Origin of the sequence: Catenulispora yoronensis (genome assembly GCF_039531695.1) — a bacterium.
Taxonomy (GTDB): domain Bacteria; phylum Actinomycetota; class Actinomycetes; order Streptomycetales; family Catenulisporaceae; genus Catenulispora; species Catenulispora yoronensis.
The window spans coordinates 1-534 of the sequence record NZ_BAAAQN010000246.1 but is presented as its reverse complement, the minus strand read 5'-3'; the positions used below and the strand labels follow the sequence as shown (position 1 = coordinate 534).

Sequence of the window (534 nt, the reverse complement as noted above, 5' to 3'; positions counted from 1 at the left end):
CCGCGGCGCGGACCGGCTATCAGGCTTCGTAGTAATTATAGATGCCAGCGGCCATCACCAGCTGTGAGGCGACCTCATACGCTTTCTCGCGCCCCACCAGCAGATCGATCATTTTCAGGGCGAAATCAATCGAAGTCCCCGGACCCTGGCTGGTTAACAGATTCACCCGCGGATCCCAGACCACTCTTTTATCCTGCCACTGCTCGGCGGGGATATGTTCCTTCAGCGCCGGAAAACCGGTCATGTTGCCGATCGGGAACAGATTATGGGGTACCAGCACGGTCGCCGGGGCGGCGCAGATGGCGGCCACAATGCGCCCAGAGAGATGAAACTGGCGGACGGTTTCCACCAGTAGCGTGCTGTCGCGGAAGCACTCTGCGCCCTTGATACCGCCCGGGAGGACGATGATATCGAAATCACCATCGGCCACCTCGACCAGCGGCGCATCCGCCAGCAGTTTGACGCCGCGCGAACAGACGATGGTCAGGCTGCCGTCGCTGGCGACGCTGGCGGTGGTCACCTTTACTCCGCCGC

Annotated in this window: 1 protein-coding gene; it reads right to left on the bottom strand. The window is 61.6% G+C overall.

All coding sequences use genetic code 11. The annotated features are described in order from the left end of the window. Positions 1–19: 19 nt before the first annotated feature. Positions 20–534: protein deglycase YajL (gene yajL, locus ABD481_RS47115; protein ID WP_344672393.1), on the bottom strand; the 515-nt coding region annotated here is incomplete at its 5' end.